We start from the raw sequence: 24512 nt of genomic DNA on the forward strand, positions 1-24512 counted from the left end.
CGACGGCACAGGAGCCCGAGGGCGGCGACGACCGCCACGTGTGGAAGGCCCCCGGCCTTTCCGTCGTGCTCTGGTGGTTGGGCCCGCACGCGGGGCACCCGTCGTCGGTTCTCGCCTTGACATCCCCCGCTCCCTCGCTTCACTATTCACTACTCAAATAGTGAAATGGTGGTTGCCGGGATGATCGAATACCGGATCGACCGGCGCAGCGGGGTCGCCACCTACGTGCAGATCGTCCAGCAGACCAAACAGGCCCTGCGCCTGGGCCTGTTGGAGCCGGGGGACAAGCTTCCGGCCGCCCGGGAGGTCGTGGAGGCCACGGCGGTCAACCCGAACACGGTGCTCAAGGCCTACCGGGAGCTCGAACGGGAGGGCTTGGTCGAGGCCCGCCGCGGGCTCGGCACGTTCGTGCGCAGATCGCTCGGTGCCGCACCCGGTGACTCGCCGCTGAGGGGCGAGCTCTCCGAATGGACGTCACGTGCTCGGACGGCCGGCCTGGAGCGGGACGACGTGGCGGCACTCTTCGCCGCCGTGCTGGACGAGCACTTCGATTCCACCGCAAAGGGACAGGAAAACCGATGACGGGCCATGCCATCGAGGCGATCGGGCTGACGAAGACGTTCCGGCGGCGAGGCGGATGGGCCCTGCGCGACTGTACGTTCCAGCTGCCGGCCGGACGTGTCTGTGCGCTCGTGGGGCCCAACGGCGCGGGCAAGTCCACGCTGCTCGCCCTGGCGGCGGGACTGATCGCCCCCGACGAGGGTTCGGTCACGGTGCTCGGCGGACACCCGGCCCACGTCCGGTCCCGCATCGCCTTCGTCTCCCAGGGCAAGCCGCTGTACGCACAGCTCACCGTCGCCGAGACGCTTCGCCTGGGCGCCGACCTCAACCCCGACAGCTGGGACGCGGGCACCGCCGAGGGGATCGTGACGGGCGGCGGCCTGGACCTCGGAGCCCGTGTCCGCTCGCTGTCCGGCGGCCAGCGCACCCGGGTGGCACTCGCCCTCGCCCTGGCCAAGCGGCCCGAACTCCTGCTGCTGGACGAGCCGATGGCCGACCTCGACCCGCTGGCCCGGCACGAGCTGATGGCCACCCTCATGGTCACGGCCGCACGGTACGGCACCACGATCGTGATGTCCTCACACGTGATCGCCGAACTGGAGGACTGCTGCGACCACTTGCTGCTGGTCGGCGACGGCCGGGTGCGCCTGGCGGGCAACATCGACGACCTGCTGGCCGCACACACGCTGATCACGGGCCCCGCGCGCGGGGCCACCGCCGCCGACTGCGACCTGGCCCCGCACGTCCCCGTGGAAGCCCGTATCACCGGCCGCCAGATCACCGCCCTCGTCCGCCCCGCGGGGCCTCTGACCGACGACTGGAAGACCAGAGAGCTGACCTTGGAGGCACTGGTTCTCGCCCATCTGCGCAACCCGTCGGCGCCCCCACTGACCCTCGGCTCCCCTCGTGCCTCCGCCACGCCCCAGGAGGCGATATCCGCCTCCACCCTGTCCCAGGAGACGACCGCATGACCGCCCCCGCCCCCACCACTCCCGAGGCCGCGTGGAGTTCTGCAGGCGTGCCCCGTCTGACCCGGTGGCTGCTGCGCCTGCACCGCCCGGCCCTGTGCGTCTGGGTCGGCCTCGCGGTCGCGTTGTCGGCCGCGCTGCTGTGGCTGGGCGGTCCGCTCACCGAAGCCTCCGCGGCGGCGTGGCAGCAGTACGACGCCTGCGGTGGCGCGCTGACCTGCGCCTACGACCAGCCCGCGATCCTTCGCTACAAGGACGTCTACTCCCTCACCACCTTCGGCGTCCTCGCCGTTCCCTTCCTCGTCGCCGCCTGGGCCGGAGCCATGCTGACCAGCAGGGAACTGGAGACGGGCACCGCCCAGCTGACCTGGACCCAGTCGGTTTCCCCGGTGCGCTGGCTCACCGCCAGACTCGCCGTCCCGGCCGTCCTCGTCGCCGCCGGCACGAGCCTGCTGGTCGCGCTCCACCACCATGCCTGGTCGGCCGGCCGGGGTCGCATCGGGAGCGCCAAGCCCTGGTCCGACCTCCCGACCTTCTACGCGGGCGGGCCCCTCACGGTCGCCCTGGCCCTGCTGGGCCTCGCTGTCGGAGCCCTGGTCGGCCTCCTGTGGCGCCGCTCCCTGCCCGCTCTCGTCACCTCGGTCGTCGCGACTGTCGGCGTGTTCGGCATCGGCCTCGCGGCACTTCCCCATCTGTGGCCCACCGTGACCGACGTGAGCCTCCGGGCGGAGGGCACCCCGACGGGCTCCGGGCTGGCGGTCCGGATGGGCCTCCTCACCTCCACCGGCGCCCGGCTGCCGGACCCCTACTGCGGTGGCGACGGCTATCCCGACTGCCGCGCCGTGTACGACAGGCTCGACGCCGTCGGCTATTTCCGCGAGTACCACCCCCTCTCCCACTACTGGCCCCTCCAGCTCACCGGGACCGCCCTCATCCTCACCATCGGTGGCCTGCTGGTCCTGGCCGCGTTCGGCGTGCTGAAGCGCCGTACGGGAGGCACCCCGCGGCGTCCGGGAAGCGCGGTGTGAGCGCGGCTCTTCACCGGGCCCGGTTCGTCCGTCCGCCTGCGGGCGGCATCGCGCCGAGGACCGCGGCGGGCGCCGGATCCGCCTGCCGCCGACCCGTCCTGAGCCCCGCCTATCCTGTCCGGATGATCACTCCCATTGAACTCGTCATATTCGACTGCGACGGCGTGCTCGTCGACAGCGAGCGGATCGCCGTGCGCGTGGAGGCCGCCGTGGGTGCGGAGATGGGGTGGCCGCTGACGGAAGCCGAGGTGATGGACAGGTTCGTCGGCCGGTCGAGTGCGTCGATCGGCGAGCTGATCGCCGCCCGTCTGGGCGCGGATCGGGCTGCCGCCTGGCAGGAGAGGTCCGCGCAGCTCCACCGCGAGGCCGTCGATGCCGAACTCACGCCGGTCGACGGCATTCGCGAAGCGCTGGACGCCATCGCGCTTCCCACCTGCGTGGCGTCGAGCGGCAGCCACGACAAGATGCGCCACACCCTCGGCCACACCGGGCTCTACCAGCACTTCGAGGGGCGCATCTTCAGTGCCAGCGAGGTCGCCCACGGCAAGCCCGCCCCCGATCTCTTCCTCCACGCGGCGGCGCGCATGGGCGTCGAACCCTCGGCCTGCATCGTCATCGAGGACAGCAAGTACGGGGTCCAGGCCGCCCGCGCGGCCGGCATGCGGTCGCTCGGCTACGCCGGTGGCCTGACGCCGGCCGAGTGGCTCGAAGGCCCGAACACCGTGGTGTTCGACGACATGCGCAAGCTGCCGACGCTCCTCGCCACGGCCTGACCACCCGGGACCGTCCGCGGCCCGACCACCTGCCCGGACGAGGAGGATCGGCCCCGTTGAACGGCGGGCGCACGCTTCACGTACGGACGGCTCCCGCCGGCCGCCGCCACGCGAGCGGTTGATGCTCTGAAATGATCACCGCGTGACGACGACCGACTCCCACGAACGACCTGACGTGACGGCACGCGAATTCCGCGTGCCGACCTCCGACGGCAGCGGCCGGCTGTGGGCTGAGCGCGACGGCCACGGCGATGGCACCGGAAGCCCGGTCGTGCTCCTGCACGGCGCCGGCATGGACTCCCGCCTGTGGGACGCCGTCGTTCCCGAGCTGGCCCGCCACCACGACGTGATCCGCTACGACGCCCGCGGGCTGGGACGCTCCACGCCACCGGACAAGCCGTTCAGCGACGTCGACGATCTGTGCGCCGTCCTTGATCACTTCGGCCTCCGCCGAGCCGCCCTGGTCGGTCTGAGCATGGGCGGGGAGACCGCGCTGGACTTCACGCTCGCCCACCCGGAGCGCGTCACCGCACTCGCCCTGGTCGGCGCCTCGGTCAGCGGCCACGTCTGGCCGCAGAGCACCGAGTCGTCGGCGTACGCCACGGCCCGCCGCGAGCGGTCGGCGGCCACGCTGGCGGACCTGGAACTGGCGGTCTGGGCAGCCATGGGCCGCACGGCTCCCGGGGGAGAACTCATCGAGGCCATGGTCGCCTCGAACGCCGAGCGGCGACTGGTGAGCGAACAGCACTGCGTCGTCTCCACGGGCCGTGACGCCGAACCGCACCTCGGGGAGATCGCCGTGCCGACGCTCGTCGTCCACGGCGACCACGACCACTCGGAGATCGCCGCGATCGCCCGGAGACTCGTCACCGACATCCCCGGCGCCCACGGCGAGACGATCCCGGACGCCGACCACTAGCTGCCCCTCCGCACACCCGAACGCCTCACCAGGCTCCTGCTGTCACACCTGCCGTGACACGGCCGAGGCACTAGGGGCGGCGGGCCAGCAAGTGGGCGTCGAGGTAACCCCGTTCGGAGGCCGGGTCGTAGGTCAGCCGGGCGAACGGTACGAGCCCGGCCCCGGCCAGCAGCTCGGCGAACCGGTCCACCGGCCAGCTGTACGCGGGCGTCACCTTGTGGTCGAAGCGGATCGGCCCCGGTCCCTCGGTCGCGAAGAACGAGACCATGAGCAGGCCCCCCGGTGCCAGGACGCGCACCTGCTCGGCGAGCAGCGCGGGCAGCTCCGCAGGCGGGGTGTGGATCATCGAGTAGTGGGCCAGCACACCGCCGAGCGCGCCGTCCTCGACGGGCAGGGCCTCCATCCGCGCCTCGTCGAACCGCAGTGCAGGATGGGCCCGCCGGGCGTGGTCGACCATGGCCGGGGAGAGGTCGATCCCGAAGGCGTCCAGCCCCAAGTCGTGCAGCATGGCCGTCAGATGCCCGGGCCCGCACCCGACGTCGGCCGCCCGCAGGTTCCCCGTCCCGCGCACCAGCTCGGCGAAGGTGCCGATCATGTTCCGCGCGAACGGCTGAGTCTCCAGCCGATTCGCGAACAGCGACGCGTACAGCTCGACCACCCCGTCATAGGCGGCCCTGGTCTCGTTCTGATGTCCCACCACGGGGAAGAAGCTAACACCCGCGCCGTTCGCAGCCGTTCTCGGCCGGGGCGGGCGGGCCCGGGGCGGGCCGGGCCGCCCCGGAGCCCCGGTCAGTCGACCGCGATGGTGTTCTGGGCGGCGCCGACGCGCCAGGCGCCGTCCTCCTTGACCAGGACGTAGAACGGGCGGCCCTCGGGCCGGTCGGCGATCCGGGTGCCGTCGTGGCGGACCGGCTGCTGACGGACGTTCACCGCGGCGACGTCGGGCCGCAGGAACAGCACGCGCTCGACGTCGTAGACGGCGGTGGACTCGGCCGTCGCCCCGGGCAGCACCTTCCCGGTGAAGGACGCGATCTCCTCGAAGCCCGACAGCCGCTTGCCGTGGCCGGTGGTCCACACCGGGTCCTCCCGGCGGAAGAGGGTCAGGAACCGGTCGACCAGCTCGTTCTGCTGGGCGTGCTCGACCTCGGCGACCAGGCGGCGGATCGCGGCGACCTCGGCGTCCGTCTCCGGGCCGTCGGGGGCGCCGAACACCTCGACCGGCCGGTACGACCCCGACACCAGCTCGGCCACCGCGCCCGGCCGGCCCGGCCGCCAGCCGAGGGCGGTACGGGCGGCGGCGCCGCTGACGCTCTGGTCGAGGGCGAGCGCGTCCGCGAAGGGCGAGCCGAAGACCTCGGCGGCCTGCTCCACGGGCACCACCTGCGGGGCGGCGAGCACGCCGGCCGCGCGGCCGGCGGCCCGGGCGAGGTCGCGGACCGGGACGGCCGACTCGCCGACGCCGTGCCAGACGGTGCCGGCCTCGGCCCGCTCGACGGCGGCCACGAACAGTTCGGCCAGGTCGTCCACGTGGACGGTCGGCCAGCGCACGCCCTCCTCCCCGTAGTACTCGGGTACCCCCTGGAGGCGGGCCCGGTCGACCAGGATGGCGGGGATGCCGCCGCCGCGGCCGTACACGATGCCGGGTCGGACGACGACCGCGCGCACGCCCTCGGCGACCTCGGCCAGCACCTGGCGCTCGATGCGCGGGCGGTAGCCGACGATGTCGATCGGGTGGGTGGCGGCGTCCTCGCCGACCTCCTGCGCCTCGCCGGTGGCGCCGAGCACCCAGACGCCACTGGTGTAGACGAAGGGCCGGCCGGTGCCGCGCAGCGGAGCGGCGAGCGCCTCGATGACGGTCGTGTCGATGTCGGCGTCGCCGCTCGGGGGAGCCAGGTGGATCACGGCCTCGATGTCGGGGGTCACCGCACCGACCAGGGAGGCCGGGTCGGCGGTGTCGCCGACCAGCTGGGCGTGCCAGCCCCGGCCGGGCTGGGGCTCGGCGCCGCGGGTGAGCGCGACGACCCGGTGGCCGGCGGCGGTGAGGTGGTCGGTGACGGCGGAGCCGATGTAGCCGGTGGCGCCGGTGAGCAGAACCTTCATGACGTTCCCCCTCGGACGAAAATTTCGATGTCGAAACAATAGGCAGGGGTGGTCATTGATGTCAAACATTTCCATGTCGAGATGTTAGGCTCGGGGCATGACGGAACAGCAGCCGCAGCACGACGGCGTCGACCGCATCACCGCACAGTGGCGCGCGGTCCGCCCCGACCTGGACACCTCGCCCATGGCCGTGATCGGCCGCCTCTCCCGCGCCTCGCGCCTGCTGGAACGGGGGATCAAGACCAACCTCGCCGACCACGGGGTCGAACCCTGGGAGTTCGACGTCCTGGCCACCCTGCTGCGCTGCGGCCCGCCGTACGTCCTCACCGCCGGCGAGCTCAGCTCGGCCGCGATGGTCAGCTCCGCGGCCCTCACCAACCGCATCGACCACCTCGTGACGAAGGGTCTGGTCGACCGGGCCGTCGACCCCGCCCACCGCCGCCGGGTGCTGATCTCCCTGACCGGCACCGGCCGGGAACTGGCCAACCGCCTCGTCGAGCACCACCTCGTCGGCGAGGAACGCCAGCTCGCCGGGCTCACCGCCGCCGAACGCGACCAGCTCACCGGCCTGCTGCGCCGCGTCCTCCTCACCCTCGGCGACCACGCCGAGGACCCCGCCCAGCAGTAGCCGTCGCCACTCCGGGGCCGGACGGCCCCACCCCACGGCGGGCGCGGACCGGACCGGTCACGCGGCGAACCCGACGGTTGGGCCGATCGGTTGTGCCGATCTCGGTATCGATTTCGCGATGACCCGGCATCGCACCCACAACGATCTTGCCGTCGGGGCGGGCAGCGGCGATCAGTGGAGCGGCACGGCCGTAGATTCGGTGCGTCCCGCCCGCCGTGCCCGGCCGCGCGCCACGCGTACGGATCCGCCGCACGCGGCCGGTGGCATTCCGTCTCTGCTGTCCCATCGGGGGGTTTCCGTGCGTACTGCTCTCGTTCGTCGTGGTGTCGTCACCGTTTCTGCCGTGTCGCTGGCGCTGCTGGCCACCGCCTGCGGGTCGGGGGGTGACGACACCAAGGACGGGGCGAAGAGCGGTACGAAGAAGGAGACCGAATCCGCAGCCCCGGCCGCCCCCGCCAAGGGCAGGACGGACGCCGAACTGAAGGGCCTCCTGGTCACCCAGGCCGAGCTGCCGGACCACAAGCTGGACCCGACCGGCAACTCCGGCGTCGACCAGTCCGCCGACGCGCCCGTCGAAACCGACAAGCCGGAGTGCAAGGTACTGACCCAGGTGCATGCCGCGCAGAAGATCGGCAGCCCGACCGGCAACGCGCGGGCCGTCGTCTCCGCCAAGTCCGAGAAGCCGAAGCCGGGCGCGAGCGTCGAGGAGCAGATGAAGGCGATCGAGAACGCGCTGGGCGTGACCGTGTCCATGGTCGGCCTGCACTCGTACGACGGAAAGGGCGCCGAGGAGCTCACCGCCTCCTTCAAGAACGCGGGCGAGGCCTGCGCCGGCGGCTTCACGATGACGTCGAACGGCGACAAGACCAAGGTCACGTCGGTCAAGGAAGGCCCGGCCGTCACCGGCGGCGACGAGGCGCTGAGCCTGGAGCTCGCGCTGGACCTGGAGGGCAAGGGGAAGCCCACGGCGCTCCTGCTGAGCGTGGTCCGCAAGGGCAACACGGTGGCGTCCTTCTCCGCCCTCAGCCTCGTCGGCAAGACCGTGACCCCGACCGCCGTGATCAACACCCAGGTCAAGAAGCTCCCCTGACCCCCCACCCCTGACCCCCACCCAGGGCGGCGCGTCCCCCGAATCGCCCTCGACCGGTCCTCGAGTGGTCCTTGAGGGCGCTGGTGGCGAGGAAGCGGAGGAACCGTCACCATGGTCTGGTTCCGGGGTTGTTGCAGGCCCCGGTGTCGTACAACCGCGGGCCGCCGGGGCGCGCGATGCAGTAGAGGGAGAGCACCATGCAGCACTTCGACACCGCCGCCCTGATCTCCGCCGTTCTCGACATCCCCGCCGGGCACGTCCGGATCGAGGCCGGCGAGCGGGCCGACGCCACGGTGGAGGTGGTTCCCGCGGACGCCTCGAACGGCAGTGACGTGAAGGCGGCGGAGCAGATCGAGGTCGCCTATGCCGACGGTGTGCTGCGGGTCGAGGCTCCGGCGGCGACGAGCCGGATCCTCGGCAGCTCCGGCTCGGTCGCGGTGACCGTGCAGCTGCCCGTCGGTTCCCACATCGAGGCGAAGTCCGCCGCCGGCGACTTCCGCGGTGTCGGGCGGCTCGGCGACGTCGCCTACGAGGGTGCGCAGGGCACGGTCGAGATCGAGGAGGCCGCCGGCGCCCGCATCGTGCTCCAGTCCGGTGACGTATCGGTGGGGCGCCTGGGCGGTTCCGCGGACATCGCCACCCAGCAGGGCGCGATCCGTATCGCCGAGGCCTCCAAGGGCACGGTCAAGCTGACGACCCAGCACGGCGAGATCGCGGTCGGCGCGGCCCGCGGCGTGTCCGCGTCGCTGGACGCCGGTACCTCCTACGGCCGGATCGACAACGCGCTCACCAACACCGACGGCGCCTCCGCCGCCCTGAACATCCACGCCACCACCTCGTACGGCGACATCACCGCCCGCAGCCTGTAACAGCACGCGCGGCAGAAGGGGTGAGGGCTGATGCCCCACCCCTTCTTCGCGAGCGGGGGCCGTCCGCGGAGGCAGCAGGTGGGTGGCGAGCGCCGCGACGTGTTCCTCCACTCCACGCTCGCCGCCGGGGCCGGCCGACGCGGAGCCGCCGCCCCCGGCCACCCTTGCCGGCGGGAGCGAGGGCGAAGTGCGGGTCGTCGGCGGCCCATTGCCGGCGCGGCAGGGCGACCGGCATGTCCGATATCAGCCGCATGGTCGGCCGATCGGTCCCTGGTCCGCTGCGGTACGCGCAGGACAATCGTCGTATGCCCCTTTCGAGCATCGCGCTTCCCGTTGCCGTCGGCGCCGTCATGGCTCTGGTTCCCCTGGCGCCTCATGTCTCCGCCGCGGACGTCTCCCGATCGGCGGCCTCGTCCGCCTGCAAGGGCGCCAGGACCTGCTACGTGGACGTGTCCGTCGCCCAGGTCTGGGAGAGCCCCGACAAAGTGCGGACGGTCGACGCGAAGGCGCTCACCAACCCGGTCGACATCCGGGGCTGGTTCGCCGCCATGGCCCACGACATCAACCTGCGCCGGGACGTCCCCGGTGAGACGCAGGCCCTGTACGGGGGCCGGGTCACCGTGGTCGACACGATGACCAAGGACGGGGTGCTCTGGGACAAGGTGGTGGTCCACGGCCAGCCGACGCCCAGGGACGCAGCGGGCTATCCCGGCTGGATGCCCGACCGGCAGCTGACGAAGGTCCGGAAGAAGGCCCCGTCCGGTACGACCCCGGAGCGCGTCACCGGCCCGACGGCCTGGGGCTACGGCTCTCGTCAGGCGCTGGAGGCGGGAGCGCCTTCCAAGGGAGCCATCGAGTACTCGTTCAACACGGAGTTCGCGGTGAAGGCGGTCGCGGGCGCCCCGTCCGTCGTGGAGGCCCGGGCCAACGACGGCACCCCGATCTACTTCGAGCGCGACGACCTCGCGAAGGTCCCGGCGTCCGGGGTGACCGGCGACGACGTGGTCGCCGAAGCGCGCAAGTTCCTGGGCCTGGACTACCTGTGGTCCGGCACGGCCGGTTTCGGCTACGACTGCTCCGGCCTGACGAGCCAGGTGTACTCGGCCCTCGGCATCACCATCCCGCGCGACAGCCAGCCGCAGTTCGACGCGGGCGGCGGCGCGGCGCCCGCCGGCTCGGCCGAGGGCGAGAGGATCACCTCGCCGGCGGATCTGCGGCCGGGCGACGTCGTGGGCTTCGGCAGCAGCACCTCGAGCGTCACCCACGTGGGCATCTACGTCGGCAGGAACGACCAGGGCGAACCGATGATGATCAACTCGCCCAGGACCGGGGAGAAGGTGAGGGAGGAACCCCTGAGCAACCGTCCGTTCGTGGGCGCCACCCGCTTCATCGGCTCCTGAACTCGTGCCCCGGCGCGCCATCCGGTCACCACTCCCAGGACCGGCGGTTCATGGCTACCCGTACTACCCGTACTACCCGTACTACCCGTACTACCCGTACTACGCGTACTACGCGTCGGCGAGCAGGGGGTCGAAGGGGGTGCTGCGGTGGCGGGCCGACATGAACGCCAGGAAGTCGCCGACGAAAGCGCTGCGCGAGTAGGCCGCCGCCGACGCCGCGGTGTCGCGTCGGAACGCCGTGCGGAACAGGGTCCGGTACTCGTCGGCGTCGATGGACTGGTTGCCGTCCTTGTCGGTGGCGTCGAAGAGGACCTCGGCCACGCGGATGAGGGCCGGACCGGCCAGCGAGGGCGCGGCAGCGGCGTACTCCCGGGCGCTGACGCGGCCGTCTCCGTCGGTGTCGAGGGCGCGCTGGAGTTCCCGCCACCAGTCGGCATAGGCGTTGTACAGCCGGGTCTCCTCGGGCTCGTCGAGGTCGAGGCGGGTGGACAGCTCGCGGGCCATGGCGGCGAGGTCGGGCCAGTCGAGGTAGCCGTCGCCGGTCTGGTCGAGGACCTCCCGGAAGAACGTCTCCGACGCGCGCCGGACACCGGCGCCCGAGCCCGCCCCGGCTCCGGCGTACGCCCCGCCCGCCGTGTACGCACCGGGCCCGTCCTCCGGTTCCGGTACGGGGTCCGGCAGGGGGTTGAGGAGTCGGAGGAGGGCCGCGGCGCGTTTGATCCTGTGCTGCAGCGCGGTGACCGTCCGGGCGCGGGGATCGTCGCTCTGCGGGGACATGTCCAGGAGCGCCATGATGCCGTCCGCCGACAGCCACCCGGCCGGCAGGAAACGGGCCAGCCCGGCGGCTACGTACGCGCCCTGCATGAGCGTCTGCGCCCCCGGCAACTCCGGCAGCGCCGCCCGCCGCCGGAAGGACTCGGGGAGCGAGGCGACCGTGATCGCGCCGACGACCGGCCCGCCGAGGGCGCGGCCGGCCGCCCACAGGGCCGGTACGCCGGTGAGCAGCGGGGGCGCGGGAAGGTGGTCGAAGAGCTTGTACAGGATGATGCGGGCCGCCTCGGTGTTCTCCAGCTCCTCCTCGACGACCCGGTCGTAGTACTGCCAGAAGCCCTGCAGGCTGTCCGGCAGGTGCCCGGCGTGGTCGCCGAGGACGGCGAGGAAGGCGTGGAACTCGCCGTAGAGCTGTTCCATCGCCTCCTGCGCCAGTGGCTGGCCGCTGAGCCGGTGCATGGTCACGACGCTGTCGAACAGCGTCGCCACGACCCAGGCCCGGGCCTCGGGGTCCATGGCGTGGTACGGCCGTTCCCGCGAGTCGGTCCCGTGCAGGCGGCCGTGCAGCCGGTTGAGCCGGGCCGCCTCCCTGCGGCGTACGTCGTCGGAGGTGCCGAAGATCCGCTGGAGGCTCAGCAGGGTGTTCCGCAGCCGGCGCCACGGATGGGTGACGAAAGTGGAGTTGTCGAGCAGGGCGGCACCGACCTGGGGGTGGGCGGCCTCCAGCACGGTCGCCCGGATGAGGGCGAGGGCCCAGCGCGGGTCGTCGAACAGGGTGTGGAACCGGGAGCCGGGACCGAGGACGTGTTCAAAGTCCGTGGCGTCCGCCTGCGGAGGCTCACCCGGCGTGGGAGCGTCCGCCCGCGCGCTCGGCTGCGGCGGGCCGTCGGGGGTGGGGGCGGACGGGGCGCGCCCCTCGGGGACGGTCGCCATCAGTGTTCTCCGTTCGGCTGGGTCGGCGCGCCGCCGAACCGGCGGTCGCGCCGCCGGTAGGCCTGCAGGCACTCGACGAAGTGCGGTGCGCGGAAGTCGGGCCAGAGCACCTGGGGGAAGACCATCTCGGCGTAGGCGACCTGCCAGAGCATGAAGTTGGAGATGCGCTGCTCGCCGGAGGTGCGGATGACGAGGTCCACGTCGGGGGTGTCGGGGAACGGCAGGTGGGCTGCGAGCACGGCCTCGGTGACCTCGCCGGCGGGAGTTCCGCTGCGGATGAGCGACCGGGCGGCTTCGACGATGTCCCGGCGGCCGCCGTGGTCGAAGGCGACCGTCAGGGTCATGCCCCGGTTCTCGCCGGTCAGGGTCGTGAGGTCGTCGAAGTCCTGAGCCAGCTCCGGCGGGATCCGCGGGTCCGACACCCCGAGGAAGCGGCAGCGGACGCCGCGCGCGAGCAGCAGCGGCGCGTGCTTGCGCACGACCCGGCGGACCAGCCGCATCAGGTAGTCGACCTCGTCACTGGGCCGGCTCCAGTTCTCCGTGGAGAAGGCGTAGAGGCTGAGCCACTCGACGCCGGCGGCCCGGGCCGCCTCGATGACGTCGATCACGGCCGTCTCGGCGGCCCGGTGCCCGGCCGTCCGCGGCAGCGAGCGCCGCCGCGCCCACCGGCCGTTGCCGTCCATCACGCACGCCACGTGCCGGGGTACGGCCCGCATGCCCCCGGGCCGCTCGCCCAGAATCCGGACCTCACCCCCCACACCACTGTCCGCCACGCCCATGCCGGCACCAACACCCACGCCTGTACCCGCACCCACGCCCACACACCCGCTTCCCCCGCCCGCCCGGCACCCCCAGGACGCCGGCGCGGCGCGCCCTGGTCCGTACCGGCGCGCCGCGATGATCACATCGCAGTCTTGCAGCGCGCCCCGCCCCCATGACCCCGAGCCGGTGCATTTCACCCCTGGCACGCGCGTCCGAATAGGGTGCCGGGGAGGCCGGTCCCACGCCGACGGCCGGGAGCCCGTGACTGCTCGCGGACGCCCTCGCCGCCACCGGCCCCTCCCGTCTCCGAGGACCCCGAGCCGCGCCGGGGCGCCCGGGCTGGCCCCCGCCCTCCGGTCGGTGGGTCGGCCCTGACCGGCCGACGACCCGCGGCTGCGACCTCTCGAATTGACGTGGCGGCCTCAGGCGCTTAGTGTCCTCCGAGTTGTCCCGGAGTCGGAACGGTTCTGCGACGACGATCCGCCGCTTCATCGCGGCAACCCCACACAGCACGATCTCCCAGCGGGAGTGAATTCGGCATGTCTGAATTCACGACCGAGACCCGATTTCGAGTCGCCCGGGAAATCCGCTAGAGTTCGGGAGTCGGAAAGGCCCAAAAGCCCGGAAGGCAAACCCCGCTGACTGGGAGTCAGGCCCGAAAGAGTCTGATAGAGTCGGAAACGCAGGAACGAAGGAAGCGCCCGGAGGAAAGCCCGAGAGGGTCAGTACAAAGGAAGCGTCCGCACCTTGAGAACTCAACAGCGTGCCAAAAATCAACGCCAGAAGTTGATACCCCGACTCACTTCGGTGAGTTGAGGTTCCTTTGAAAAAGTCCTGGCAGGTCTTCGGATCTGGCAGGCAACACTACAGCGAGGACGCTGTGGACGATCTGCCTTATTCCGGCGTGATCGTCCCGCTCTTGCGTGGTGTGCACCCGCAGCTTTTAATTAAGCGCAGACGGGTAAACATTCACGGAGAGTTTGATCCTAGCTCAGGACGAACGCTGGCGGCGTGCTTAACACATGCAAGTCGAACGATGAAGCCCTTCGGGGTGGATTAGTGGCGAACGGGTGAGTAACACGTGGGCAATCTGCCCTTCACTCTGGGACAAGCCCTGGAAACGGGGTCTAATACCGGATAACACTCCTGCCTGCATGGGCGGGGGTTAAAAGCTCCGGCGGTGAAGGATGAGCCCGCGGCCTATCAGCTTGTTGGTGGGGTAATGGCCTACCAAGGCGACGACGGGTAGCCGGCCTGAGAGGGCGACCGGCCACACTGGGACTGAGACACGGCCCAGACTCCTACGGGAGGCAGCAGTGGGGAATATTGCACAATGGGCGAAAGCCTGATGCAGCGACGCCGCGTGAGGGATGACGGCCTTCGGGTTGTAAACCTCTTTCAGCAGGGAAGAAGCGAAAGTGACGGTACCTGCAGAAGAAGCGCCGGCTAACTACGTGCCAGCAGCCGCGGTAATACGTAGGGCGCAAGCGTTGTCCGGAATTATTGGGCGTAAAGAGCTCGTAGGCGGCTTGTCGCGTCGGATGTGAAAGCCCGGGGCTTAACCCCGGGTCTGCATTCGATACGGGCAGGCTAGAGTGTGGTAGGGGAGATCGGAATTCCTGGTGTAGCGGTGAAATGCGCAGATATCAGGAGGAACACCGGTGGCGAAGGCGGATCTCTGGGCCATTACTGACGCTGAGGAGCGAAAGCGTGGGGAGCGAACAGGATTAGATACCCTGGTAGTCCACGCCGTAAACGTTGGGAACTAGGTGTTGGCGACATTCCACGTCGTCGGTGCCGCAGCTAACGCATTAAGTTCCCCGCCTGGGGAGTACGGCCGCAAGGCTAAAACTCAAAGGAATTGACGGGGGCCCGCACAAGCGGCGGAGCATGTGGCTTAATTCGACGCAACGCGAAGAACCTTACCAAGGCTTGACATATACCGGAAAGCATTAGAGATAGTGCCCCCCTTGTGGTCGGTATACAGGTGGTGCATGGCTGTCGTCAGCTCGTGTCGTGAGATGTTGGGTTAAGTCCCGCAACGAGCGCAACCCTTGTCCTGTGTTGCCAGCATGCCCTTCGGGGTGATGGGGACTCACAGGAGACCGCCGGGGTCAACTCGGAGGAAGGTGGGGACGACGTCAAGTCATCATGCCCCTTATGTCTTGGGCTGCACACGTGCTACAATGGCCGGTACAATGAGCTGCGATACCGTGAGGTGGAGCGAATCTCAAAAAGCCGGTCTCAGTTCGGATTGGGGTCTGCAACTCGACCCCATGAAGTCGGAGTCGCTAGTAATCGCAGATCAGCATTGCTGCGGTGAATACGTTCCCGGGCCTTGTACACACCGCCCGTCACGTCACGAAAGTCGGTAACACCCGAAGCCGGTGGCCCAACCCTTGTGGAGGGAGCTGTCGAAGGTGGGACTGGCGATTGGGACGAAGTCGTAACAAGGTAGCCGTACCGGAAGGTGCGGCTGGATCACCTCCTTTCTAAGGAGCATATAGCCGACTGCGATCGAATGAATCGCACGGTTGCTCATGGGTGGAACGTTGATTAGTTGGCACGGTTCTTCAAGCATCCTGAAAGTACTGCTTCGGCGTGGAAATCAGTGATAGCGGCGGGAATCGTGCTTGGCACGTTGTTGGGTATCTGAGGGTACGGCCGATTTGGTCGAACCTTCGCGATGCCGGCCCCAGTGAACTTGTTCTCTTGTAGAGCAGGGTGATGGGTGGCTGGTCGTTGCTTGAGAACTACACAGTGGACGCGAGCATCTGTGGCCAAGTTTTTAAGGGCGCACGGTGGATGCCTTGGCACCAGGAACCGATGAAGGACGTGAGAGGCCGCGATAGGCCCCGGGGAGCTGCCAACTGAGCTTTGATCCGGGGGTGTCCGAATGGGGAAACCCGGCAGTCGTCATGGGCTGTCACCCACTGCTGAACACATAGGCAGTGTGGAGGGAACGAGGGGAAGTGAAACATCTCAGTACCCTCAGGAAGAGAAAACAACCGTGATTCCGGGAGTAGTGGCGAGCGAAACCGGATGAGGCCAAACCGTATGCGTGTGATACCCGGCAGGGGTTGCGCATGCGGGGTTGTGGGAATTCTTTTGATCGGTCTGCCGGCCGGTCGGCGAGTCAGAAACCGTTGATGTAGTCGAAGGACATGCGAAAGGTCCGGCGTAGAGGGTAAGACCCCCGTAGACGAAACATCAGCGGCTTGCTTAAGAATCTCCCAAGTAGCACGGGGCCCGAGAAATCCCGTGTGAATCTGGCGGGACCACCCGCTAAGCCTAAATATTCCCTGGTGACCGATAGCGGATAGTACCGTGAGGGAATGGTGAAAAGTACCGCGGGAGCGGAGTGAAATAGTACCTGAAACCGTGTGCCTACAAGCCGTGGGAGCGTCGCGCATTGAGTTTACTCAATGCGTCGTGACTGCGTGCCTTTTGAAGAATGAGCCTGCGAGTTAGCGGTGTGTAGCGAGGTTAACCCGTGTGGGGAAGCCGTAGCGAAAGCGAGTCCGAATAGGGCGATTGAGTTGCACGCTCTAGACCCGAAGCGGAGTGATCTAGCCATGGGCAGGTTGAAGCGGAGGTAAGACTTCGTGGAGGACCGAACCCACCAGGGTTGAAAACCTGGGGGATGACCTGTGGTTAGGGGTGAAAGGCCAATCAAACTCCGTGATAGCTGGTTCTCCCCGAAATGCATTTAGGTGCAGCGTCGTGTGTTTCTTGCCGGAGGTAGAGCACTGGATAGGCGATGGGCCCTACCGGGTTACTGACCTTAGCCAAACTCCGAATGCCGGTAAGTGAGAGCACGGCAGTGAGACTGTGGGGGATAAGCTCCATGGTCGAGAGGGAAACAGCCCAGAGCATCGACTAAGGCCCCTAAGCGTACGCTAAGTGGGAAAGGATGTGGAGTCGCAGAGACAACCAGGAGGTTGGCTTAGAAGCAGCCACCCTTGAAAGAGTGCGTAATAGCTCACTGGTCAAGTGATTCCGCGCCGACAATGTAGCGGGGCTCAAGCGTACCGCCGAAGTCGTGTCATTGCAGCAATAGGGCCAACGCCCGCTGTGATGGGTAGGGGAGCGTCGTGTGCCGGGTGAAGCAGCAGCGGAAGCTAGTTGTGGACGGTTCACGAGTGAGAATGCAGGCATGAGTAGCGATACACACGTGAGAAACGTGTGCGCCGATTGACTAAGGGTTCCTGGGTCAAGCTGATCTGCCCAGGGTAAGTCGGGACCTAAGGCGAGGCCGACAGGCGTAGTCGATGGACAACCGGTTGATATTCCGGTACCCGCTTTGAAACGCCCAATATCGAATCAGGCGATGCTAAGTCCGTGAAGCCGTTCCGGACCCTTCGGGGAAAGGAAAGTGGTGGAGCCGACGAACCAGACTTGTAGTAGGTAAGCGATGGGGTGACGCAGGAAGGTAGTCCAGCCCGGGCGGTGGTTGTCCCGGGGTAAGGGTGTAGGCCGAGGGGTAGGCAAATCCGTCCCTCATTAAGGCTGAGACCTGATGCCGAGCCGATTGTGGTGAAGTGGATGATCCTATGCTGTCGAGAAAAGCCTCTAGCGAGTTTCATGGCGGCCCGTACCCTAAACCGACTCAGGTGGTCAGGTAGAGAATACCGAGGCGTTCGGGTGAACTATGGTTAAGGAACTCGGCAAAATGCCCCCGTAACTTCGGGAGAAGGGGGGCCATCACTGGTGATCGGATTTACTCCGTGAGCTGGGGGTGGCCGCAGAGACCAGCGAGAAGCGACTGTTTACTAAAAACACAGGTCCGTGCGAAGCCGTAAGGCGATGTATACGGACTGACGCCTGCCCGGTGCTGGAACGTTAAGGGGACCGGTTAGTGACCTTTCGGGGTTGCGAAGCTGAGAACTTAAGCGCCAGTAAACGGCGGTGGTAACTATAACCATCCTAAGGTAGCGAAATTCCTTGTCGGGTAAGTTCCGACCTGCACGAATGGCGTAACGACTTCTCGACTGTCTCAACCATAGGCCCGGTGAAATTGCACTACGAGTAAAGATGCTCGTTTCGCGCAGCAGGACGGAAAGACCCCGGGACCTTTACTACAGTTTGATATTGGTGTTCGGTTCGGCTTGTGTAGGATAGGTGGGAGACTTTGAAGCAGCCACGCCAGTGGTTGTGGAGTCGCCGTTGAAATACCACTCTGGTCGTGCTGGATGTCTAACCTCGGTCCGTGATCCGGATCAGGGACAGTGTCTGATGGGTAGTTTAACTGGGGCGGTTGCCTCCCAAAGAGTAACGGAGGCGCCCAAAGGTTCCCTCAGCCTGGTTGGCAATCAGGTGTTGAGTGTAAGTGCACAAGGGAGCTTGACTGTGAGACCGACGGGTCGAGCAGGGACGAAAGTCGGGACTAGTGATCCGGCGGTGGCTTGTGGAAGCGCCGTCGCTCAACGGATAAAAGGTACCCCGGGGATAACAGGCTGATCTTCCCCAAGAGTCCATATCGACGGGATGGTTTGGCACCTCGATGTCGGCTCGTCGCATCCTGGGGCTGGAGTCGGTCCCAAGGGTTGGGCTGTTCGCCCATTAAAGCGGTACGCGAGCTGGGTTTAGAACGTCGTGAGACAGTTCGGTCCCTATCCGCTGCGCGCGTAGGAATATTGAGAAGGGCTGTCCCTAGTACGAGAGGACCGGGACGGACGAACCTCTGGTGTGCCAGTTGTCCTGCCAAGGGCATGGCTGGTTGGCTACGTTCGGGAGGGATAACCGCTGAAAGCATCTAAGCGGGAAGCCTGCTTCAAGATGAGTATTCCCACCTCCTTGAGAGGGTAAGGCTCCCAGTAGACGACTGGGTTGATAGGCCAGATGTGGAAGCCCGGTAACGGGTGGAGCTGACTGGTACTAATAGGCCGAGGGCTTGTCCTCAGTTGCTCGCGTCCACTGTGTTAGTTCTGAAGTAACGAACCGTGTCCATGCCCGGTTGGTCAACTTCATAGTGTTTCGGTGGTCATAGCGTTAGGGAAACGCCCGGTTACATTCCGAACCCGGAAGCTAAGCCTTTCAGCGCCGATGGTACTGCAGGGGGGACCCTGTGGGAGAGTAGGACGCCGCCGAACAATCATTGTGGGAAAGCCCCGCACCTTATGGTGCGGGGCTTTTCTGCGTTCACCGGCCCTGACGCGTGGGCGTCCGCGGGGCGGAGTGCTCCAGTCCTGCACGCCCTCAGCGGTCCTTGTCCATCCACACGGTGAAGCTGACCTCACGGCCGGAGTGGTATTCAGTGTGGTCCCACACCGACATGCGGGTGCTGTTCTGCAGCTTCAGATGGAGAACCTCGCTCGCGTTGTTCCAGGTGTACGAGACGAATCGGAAGTTCGGATTCGGCGTGCCCTCCAGCACCTTCGGGCGCGATCCCCAACTGCAGTCACGTGACGCGTCGGACTCGCAGGTGGACCAGACTTTGACATAGAGGCCGCAGTCCTCTCCGGACCACACGTCGATCCGGCTCAGCCTGTCATCGGACGAACGCCACCTTCCTGAATACGCATTTGCCACGCACGAAGCGGACGCGTGGGTCGCGGAGACGATGGTCAGCGCGACCGAGAGGGGCAGCATCAAGACGGCCGTCACGAACAGGGCCGTGATTCGGGCCAGTCGGCCGCGGGCAGAGGTGACGGGTGCCATCGTTGACCTCCGGTAGCGGGGCTGCACAGGCGGGCCGGAGTTGGCCCTTTTTCGCCCCCTGCTCATTCCAGGCCAGCACCGTCAGATCCTGATCGCAAGTCGGGACAGGCTAGTTCGCGCACAGTTCAAGGGTTGATGCGATCCAATGTGAATCGCTCAACGAATGTCCCTCCGTCAGGCGTTCCCCTGTGTGTGCTGCCGGCGCACAGCCTCTCAGGCGAACTCGCCCTGGAGGGTGCGCAGGAGCTCGAAGGAAGCGGAGTCGACCTGACGCCGGGTGTTGCTCAGGATGACGACGGCCGTGTCGGTCTCCGTGTCGAACCCGACGAACGAGGCGAAGCCTCCGGTGGCCCCGTCGTGCCAGATCTGCAAGTGGCCGCCCTGGCGTCGGTGGAGGCGGTGGGCCGTCCACCCGAGGTGCATCCAGGCGAAGGGGCTCCTGCGGTGCCGGACCTCGCGGCTCAGCCGGATCGCCTCCGCCAGCTCGGCGGGCCCGCCCTCCAGTTGGGCCCGCACATAGGCCACCAGGTCGGTCGCGGTCGACCACAGGCCGCCCGCCCCGGCGAGATCGGCCAGGTGCCATGCCGGGGTGGGGCGGTGCCTCCTGTCGTGGCCCTGGGCGAGCCGGCCGGGCCGGGAGTCGGGGGCGGTGAGCAAGGTGTCGGACATGCCGAGCGGCGCGCACACCTGGGTGGTGACCAGCTCCTCGTACGTGCTGCCCGCGCGGCGGGCCAGGGCCAGTCCCAGAAGCCCGGCGCCGAGGTTGGAGTAGCGGATCCGCCGCCCTGGGGCGGCACCCAGGCGGGTACGGGCCAGCCCGGACAGCAGCACGTCCGCGGTGCATCCGGCGTACGGATCGGGGGTGCCGGGGCGCAGCAGCGCCCGCAGCAGCATGCCCCGGGGCAGCCGGGGCAGACCGGAGGTGTGTGTGGCCAGGTGCCGCAGGGTGATCTCCTGCCCGTCCCGCGACGGTACGTTCGTGCCGTCGGGGAGGAGACGGGCCAGCGGTTCGTCGAGGTCCACCGTGCCGGCGGCCGCCATCCGCGCGAGGGCCAGTGCGGTGAACGTCTTGGTCACCGACCCGATCTCGAACAGCGTGCCGGGGCCCGGAGTTCCGCCACCGGGCCCGCCGGTGGCGCCCGCCCCCGCGTACCCGACATGCCCGCCGGCGACGGCGGCGACCACGATGCAGACGTGCCTGCGGGCCAGGCCGTCCGCGGTCCTCCGGGCGAGCGTTTCGAGATCCTGAGACGTGTGCATGTCTGAATCCTGCGGGCGGGCCAGCGCCTGTCACAGCGCCCGGATGATGATTTCCGGCCGCCACCGTGCGACTTGAGGAGGAGCACGGCCGATACGAACGGCTATGCGTTCTGATCGCGACGGACCGCTGCCGGCGCGGGTGCGGTACGCGTCCCCACCGGAGCCCCGGCGCGCCGCCCGAAGAGCCGCTGTCCCGCCGGTACGGTGGGCACCCGCACCCGCACCCGCACCCGCACCCGCACCCACCCCGCCTCCGCCGGAGGGAGTACTCGAACGCGATGCCGTTCCGCAGCCATCACGCATTCAAGGCACGCCTCCGTGCGGCCGCCCTCACAGCCACCACCGCCACCGCAGTCGTCTGCGGTCTGCCGGCCCTGCCCGCAGCCGCGGCCGTCGCCCCGTCGGATCAGTGCCGGTGCGCGACTCTTCAGCGTGACGTCGACGCCTACCGTCGCGGTGAGGTCCAGTACTTCGTCGACCCGACCCCCGCGTGGACGCGGGAGGCGGCGCGGTACGGCTGCGGCATCCCCGGCCTGGACGCGCCGCTCCCCACGCGCAGCCTTCACCGGGCAGCGGCCGCAGCCGTAGTGATCAGATAGTCGGCGAAGTGCTCGGTCAGCGGCTCGCCGGTGAGGGGCTCCAGGAAGAGGAACTGCCCCTGCGGGTTGACCTCCAGCCAGACGGCTTCCCCTCCCGGGGTCAGCTTCAGGTCGATCACGCCCATCGGCAGCCCGAGCCGGTCGAGCACCGTACGGACCTGCCGGGCCAGGTCCTGGGGGACCGGCCACCGCGTGATCGGGACGTTGAGATCGGGGCGCCAGTCCAGTTCCTCCGTCTCGATCAGCGCCGCGAACATGCGCTCGCCGAAGCAGTTGAGCCGGATGTGGTGCCGGCCCGGAATGTACTCCTGGTACGTCGCCGGGCACACCGCGAAGGACTCCGCGGGCAGCGCCTGCGGGTCCTCGATCCACCGTGTGTACAGGGAAGGGCCCCGCGCGCCCACGACGGGTTTGACGATGACCCTCCCGATCTCGCGGGTGAAGTCGACCACCTCGTCACGTGATTGCGTGATCAGCGTCCGCGGGACCCGGAAGCCGGCCTGCCGGGCCACCCACAGTTGGTAGACCTTGTCCGAGGCCCGGTCGGTCGCCTCCGGCGGCGAGATCCACTCGCCATGGAACGAAGCGGCAAGGATGCCCGCCAGTGCTCCGCGGCAGTCGTTGTTGACCAAGCTGATCTGCTGCGCGCCGAAGCCCCCGCCGTCCGACGCGGCGGCGGACATGGTGAGCTGCTGGTCCGCCCGGGCGCGGCGCCACCACAGCACCTCCGCCTGCCCGGGGGGCACCGTCCGGCCCTCCGACGTCGGCACCGACGCCGAGGCGCCGGAGCCGTCCGTGGTTCCGGACAGGTGCCAGGTCAGGCCCGGCTTCCCGCTCACCGCGTCGCACTCCAGGATGTGGAACTCCTCGCCCCGGCCGCGCACTGCGTGCTGCACCGCGATGGCGTGCAGGTCGTCGTGGAACGACAGGGCCAGGATCATGCCGCGTCGCACATGTCCGAGCAGCAGTTGGGCCCGCACCCCGTCTCACACGCGTGGCCGGCCAGGCTCGCGGCGGAGATCTCCAGACCGGTGGTCGTCCGAAGGGCCTCCTCCCAAGCCTGCAGCTCCTGCGGTGTCTTCAGCTCTACGAATCCGGTCGCCTGGGTGCTGAACACCACCGGCGGGGCAGTGCTGGCGAAACCGTCCTGCTTCTGGTCCAAAGGCTCGCCCAGCTTGAAGCCGCTCATGGTCCCGGCCTCCCTCGATCGTGTCTCTCGCCCCGAGTCCCGATTGTGGATTGCTTCTCCTTCCACTGAACCACCGCCGGTTCCGCGCCGCATCCGGCCGACGGACGGCCTGGTGGATCCTTCAACTACCTCCCCGGGCCGGTGCGTTCGTCCGGCTTCAGCCGATGAGGCGGTACGCGTTCCAGCCGCCGCTCATCCTGGCCCGCGGTCCGAAGACCGTGGATCCGCCCAGACCGGTCGCGGAGTACCGGTACAGATCGCCGGCGGCGTCGCGGGCGACCAGGTCGGCGCGCCCGTCGCCGTTGAGGTCGCCGGGGGCGGCGAGCAGGTCGTAGACCTCCCAGCCCTTGCCGATCAGCACGCGCGGGGCGAAGGGCGCCGAAGCGTTGCCGGTGCCCGCGTACAGGTAGAGGAGGCCGCTCTTGTCGCGGGCCACGGCGTCGGCACGTCCGTCACCGGTGAAGTCGCCGGAGCCGACGAGGCTGTCGTAGACCTCCCAGCCCTTGCCGATCGAGGTCTTGCGGTAGTCGTAGCCGGAACCGCCGCTGCCCCGGTCGTGCAGGTACAGGACACCGGACTGCACCTGGAGCAGGTCGGCCCGGCCGTCGCCCGTGAGGTCCCCCGGGGCCTGCCAGATGCCGCCCGGGGTCAGCGAGGCGCCCGCCTTGTCCGTCAGGACCCTCTGGCCCTCGTGGTCCCACAGGACACCTTCGTCCATGACGAGGCTCGGGTAGTCCGTCCCATTCAGCCCGGTGGCCGCGAAGTAGAAGCCGGTGCCTTCGTCGCCGACCGAGGTGTACTCCACCTGCGCGGGCAGGAAGGTGCCGTTGGCGAGGGTGCGGAACACCTCCACCCTGCCGTCGTGCCCGGGCTTCGCGGCGGCGAGCGCGTGCTTCCCGTGGTCCGGAACCCCGCCCTGGCCCGCGAGGGTCTTCAGGTACTCGGCGCCCGTGCCCAGCTGGGTTGGGGCGGCGAAGGCGCCGTCGCCCTTCGACGCGTACAGGAAGACCTGACCCGCCGGGGTGCGGCCCGCGAGGTCGGCGCGGCCGTCTCCGGTGACGTCGTCGAGCGGAACGACCTGGTTGTAGGCGTTCCAGCCCGCGCCGACCTTCACCCGCACCGCGAAGGGCTGGGCAGAACCGCCGGATCCCTTGTAGTACCAGAGGGAACCCGAGACGTCCCTGGCCACGAGGTCGCCGAGCCCGTCGCCGTCGAGGTCGTTCGCGCCGACGATCTGGTCGTACGCCTGCCAGCCTCCGCCGACCTTGACCCGGGGCGCGAAGGGCTGGTCCCGGTCGAGTCCGGTACCGGCGTAGAAGTACAGGTCCCCGGAATGGGTGCGGGCGACCAGGTCGGGGTGGCCGTCCCCGTTCACGTCACCCGGCGAGGTCACCTTGTTGTACAGCTGCCAGTCGCCGCCGGCCCACTGCCGGTACCCGGCGTCGTAGCCCCCCGCCGTCTCCAGAATGAGAATCTGGTTCTGGAGGTACAGCAGCTCGGGCCGGTCGTCCCCCCGGACGTCGCCGATCGGGATGACTTCCTTGGCGTACTCGAAAATCTGCCGGACGAACTCCGCCGGCCGCTCCGGGCCGCCGTTGCCCGGCAGGACCGACAGGGAGCCGTCCACGTACCGGTAGAGCAGGTCGTTCCTGCCGTCGAGGTCGATGTCCGTCCGGGGCTTCGCGGGGACGGGGACCGTGGGCGCCCCGGCCGGCACGGGCAGCGTGAACTGCACGCGCGGCAGCTCCACACCGTCCGCGCTGTTCACGGCGGACGCGGGGCCCGCGGACAGCAGCAGGCCGGCGGACAGGGCGGTGGCGGTGCAGGCGGCGACGCGGCGGAGGTGGCGGCGCGAGGTGCGCGTGGAGTTCAAGGTCCCCCCAGGGACGGTCGTGGTCGGCCCGGGGGGAGTGCCGGCCGGTCGGCAGGCACCGCACGCGTGACGTCGGCGCACGGGAGGGACCCCCGGAATGTATTCGGAGGCTATCCACCGGGCTCCGGA

At 68.7% G+C, this 24512-nt stretch carries 18 protein-coding genes and 3 rRNA genes; 12 read left to right on the top strand and 9 right to left on the bottom strand.

All coding sequences use genetic code 11. The features are described 5' to 3' along the window. The first annotated feature begins 180 nt into the window (after nt 1–180). The 5 genes from OG764_RS35435 (at nt 181) to OG764_RS35455 (ending at nt 4249) form a co-directional block, all read left to right on the top strand. On the top strand, nt 181–582 hold the full coding sequence (locus OG764_RS35435; protein WP_328973273.1) for a GntR family transcriptional regulator: 402 nt from the start codon (nt 181–183) through the stop codon (nt 580–582). After that, nucleotides 579–1532, top strand: coding sequence for an ABC transporter ATP-binding protein (locus tag OG764_RS35440; RefSeq protein ID WP_328972449.1), 954 nt, complete (start codon nt 579–581; stop codon nt 1530–1532). Before OG764_RS35435 ends, OG764_RS35440 begins: the two co-directional genes overlap by 4 nt. Continuing rightward, nucleotides 1529–2557, top strand: coding sequence for an ABC transporter permease (locus OG764_RS35445; protein WP_328972450.1), 1029 nt, complete (start codon nt 1529–1531; stop codon nt 2555–2557). The genes OG764_RS35440 and OG764_RS35445 overlap by 4 nt, the downstream gene beginning before the upstream one ends. 122 nt (nt 2558–2679) lie before the next feature. Continuing rightward, nucleotides 2680–3330, top strand: a complete 651-nt coding sequence (locus OG764_RS35450) for an HAD family hydrolase (RefSeq protein WP_328972451.1) — start codon at nt 2680–2682, stop codon at nt 3328–3330. 142 nt (nt 3331–3472) lie between these two features. Beyond that, on the top strand, nt 3473–4249 hold the full coding sequence (locus OG764_RS35455) for an alpha/beta fold hydrolase (RefSeq protein ID WP_328972452.1): 777 nt from the start codon (nt 3473–3475) through the stop codon (nt 4247–4249). 70 nt (nt 4250–4319) lie between these two features. Here OG764_RS35455 and OG764_RS35460 read toward each other — a convergent pair whose 3' ends face one another. Together OG764_RS35460 and OG764_RS35465 are read right to left on the bottom strand one after the other, a co-directional pair. Next, nucleotides 4320–4949, bottom strand: a complete 630-nt coding sequence (locus OG764_RS35460; RefSeq protein ID WP_328972453.1) for a class I SAM-dependent methyltransferase — start codon at nt 4947–4949, stop codon at nt 4320–4322. Between the two features lie 89 nt (nt 4950–5038). Beyond that, nucleotides 5039–6349: an SgcJ/EcaC family oxidoreductase gene (locus OG764_RS35465; protein ID WP_328972454.1), complete on the bottom strand. Its 1311-nt coding sequence runs from the start codon at nt 6347–6349 to the stop codon at nt 5039–5041. Between the two features lie 97 nt (nt 6350–6446). On the opposite strand from OG764_RS35465, the gene OG764_RS35470 reads away from it, so the two are divergent. The 4 genes from OG764_RS35470 to OG764_RS35485 all read left to right on the top strand — a co-directional run bounded on the left by OG764_RS35470 (nt 6447) and on the right by OG764_RS35485 (nt 10336). Further along, nucleotides 6447–6977, top strand: a complete 531-nt coding sequence (locus OG764_RS35470; protein WP_328972455.1) for a MarR family winged helix-turn-helix transcriptional regulator — start codon at nt 6447–6449, stop codon at nt 6975–6977. 298 nt (nt 6978–7275) lie between these two features. Next, nucleotides 7276–8067: a hypothetical protein gene (locus OG764_RS35475; protein ID WP_328972456.1), complete on the top strand. Its 792-nt coding sequence runs from the start codon at nt 7276–7278 to the stop codon at nt 8065–8067. Between the two features lie 197 nt (nt 8068–8264). After that, a complete protein-coding gene (locus OG764_RS35480) occupies nt 8265–8936 on the top strand; it encodes a DUF4097 family beta strand repeat-containing protein (RefSeq protein WP_328972457.1) in 672 nt (223 codons plus the stop codon). 305 nt (nt 8937–9241) lie between these two features. Then, complete coding sequence (locus OG764_RS35485) at nt 9242–10336, top strand: C40 family peptidase (RefSeq protein ID WP_328972458.1); 1095 nt, start codon at nt 9242–9244, stop codon at nt 10334–10336. A gap of 108 nt (nt 10337–10444) precedes the next feature. Here the strand turns inward: OG764_RS35485 and OG764_RS35490 are convergent, their stop codons facing one another. Beyond that, nucleotides 10445–12040, bottom strand: a complete 1596-nt coding sequence (locus tag OG764_RS35490) for an oxygenase MpaB family protein (RefSeq protein ID WP_328972459.1) — start codon at nt 12038–12040, stop codon at nt 10445–10447. Beyond that, nucleotides 12040–12756 carry a polyprenyl diphosphate synthase gene (uppS, locus tag OG764_RS35495; RefSeq protein ID WP_328973274.1) on the bottom strand — a complete coding sequence of 239 codons (717 nt, stop codon included), beginning with the start codon at nt 12754–12756 and terminating at the stop codon, nt 12040–12042. The genes OG764_RS35490 and uppS overlap by 1 nt, the downstream gene beginning before the upstream one ends. Nucleotides 12757–13770: 1014 nt before the next feature. On the opposite strand from uppS, the gene OG764_RS35500 reads away from it, so the two are divergent. From OG764_RS35500 to rrf, 3 genes are all read left to right on the top strand, one after another. Continuing rightward, nucleotides 13771–15294 (top strand): 16S ribosomal RNA (locus OG764_RS35500). A 286-nt stretch (nt 15295–15580) separates the two neighbouring features. Next, nucleotides 15581–18703, top strand: a 23S ribosomal RNA gene (locus tag OG764_RS35505). A 74-nt stretch (nt 18704–18777) separates the two neighbouring features. Next, nucleotides 18778–18894 (top strand): 5S ribosomal RNA (gene rrf / locus OG764_RS35510). Together the 16S, 23S and 5S rRNA genes form the textbook arrangement of a ribosomal RNA operon. 106 nt (nt 18895–19000) lie before the next feature. On the opposite strand, the gene OG764_RS35515 is transcribed toward rrf, so the two are convergent. From OG764_RS35515 to OG764_RS35535, 5 genes are all read right to left on the bottom strand, one after another. After that, on the bottom strand, nt 19001–19462 hold the full coding sequence (locus OG764_RS35515; RefSeq protein ID WP_328972460.1) for a hypothetical protein: 462 nt from the start codon (nt 19460–19462) through the stop codon (nt 19001–19003). Nucleotides 19463–19675: 213 nt separating this feature from the next. Then, complete coding sequence (locus OG764_RS35520; protein WP_328972461.1) at nt 19676–20722, bottom strand: serine hydrolase domain-containing protein; 1047 nt, start codon at nt 20720–20722, stop codon at nt 19676–19678. 562 nt (nt 20723–21284) lie between these two features. Then, nucleotides 21285–22262: an ATP-grasp domain-containing protein gene (locus OG764_RS35525; protein ID WP_328972462.1), complete on the bottom strand. Its 978-nt coding sequence runs from the start codon at nt 22260–22262 to the stop codon at nt 21285–21287. After that, a complete protein-coding gene (locus OG764_RS35530; protein ID WP_328972463.1) occupies nt 22259–22510 on the bottom strand; it encodes a hypothetical protein in 252 nt (83 codons plus the stop codon). The genes OG764_RS35525 and OG764_RS35530 overlap by 4 nt, the downstream gene beginning before the upstream one ends. 157 nt (nt 22511–22667) lie before the next feature. Then, on the bottom strand, nt 22668–24383 hold the full coding sequence (locus OG764_RS35535) for an FG-GAP repeat domain-containing protein (RefSeq protein WP_328972464.1): 1716 nt from the start codon (nt 24381–24383) through the stop codon (nt 22668–22670). Between the last annotated feature and the right edge of the window lie 129 nt (nt 24384–24512).

It is taken from the genome of Streptomyces sp. NBC_00239 (genome assembly GCF_036194065.1).
In the GTDB taxonomy this organism is placed as follows: Bacteria; Actinomycetota; Actinomycetes; order Streptomycetales; family Streptomycetaceae; genus Streptomyces.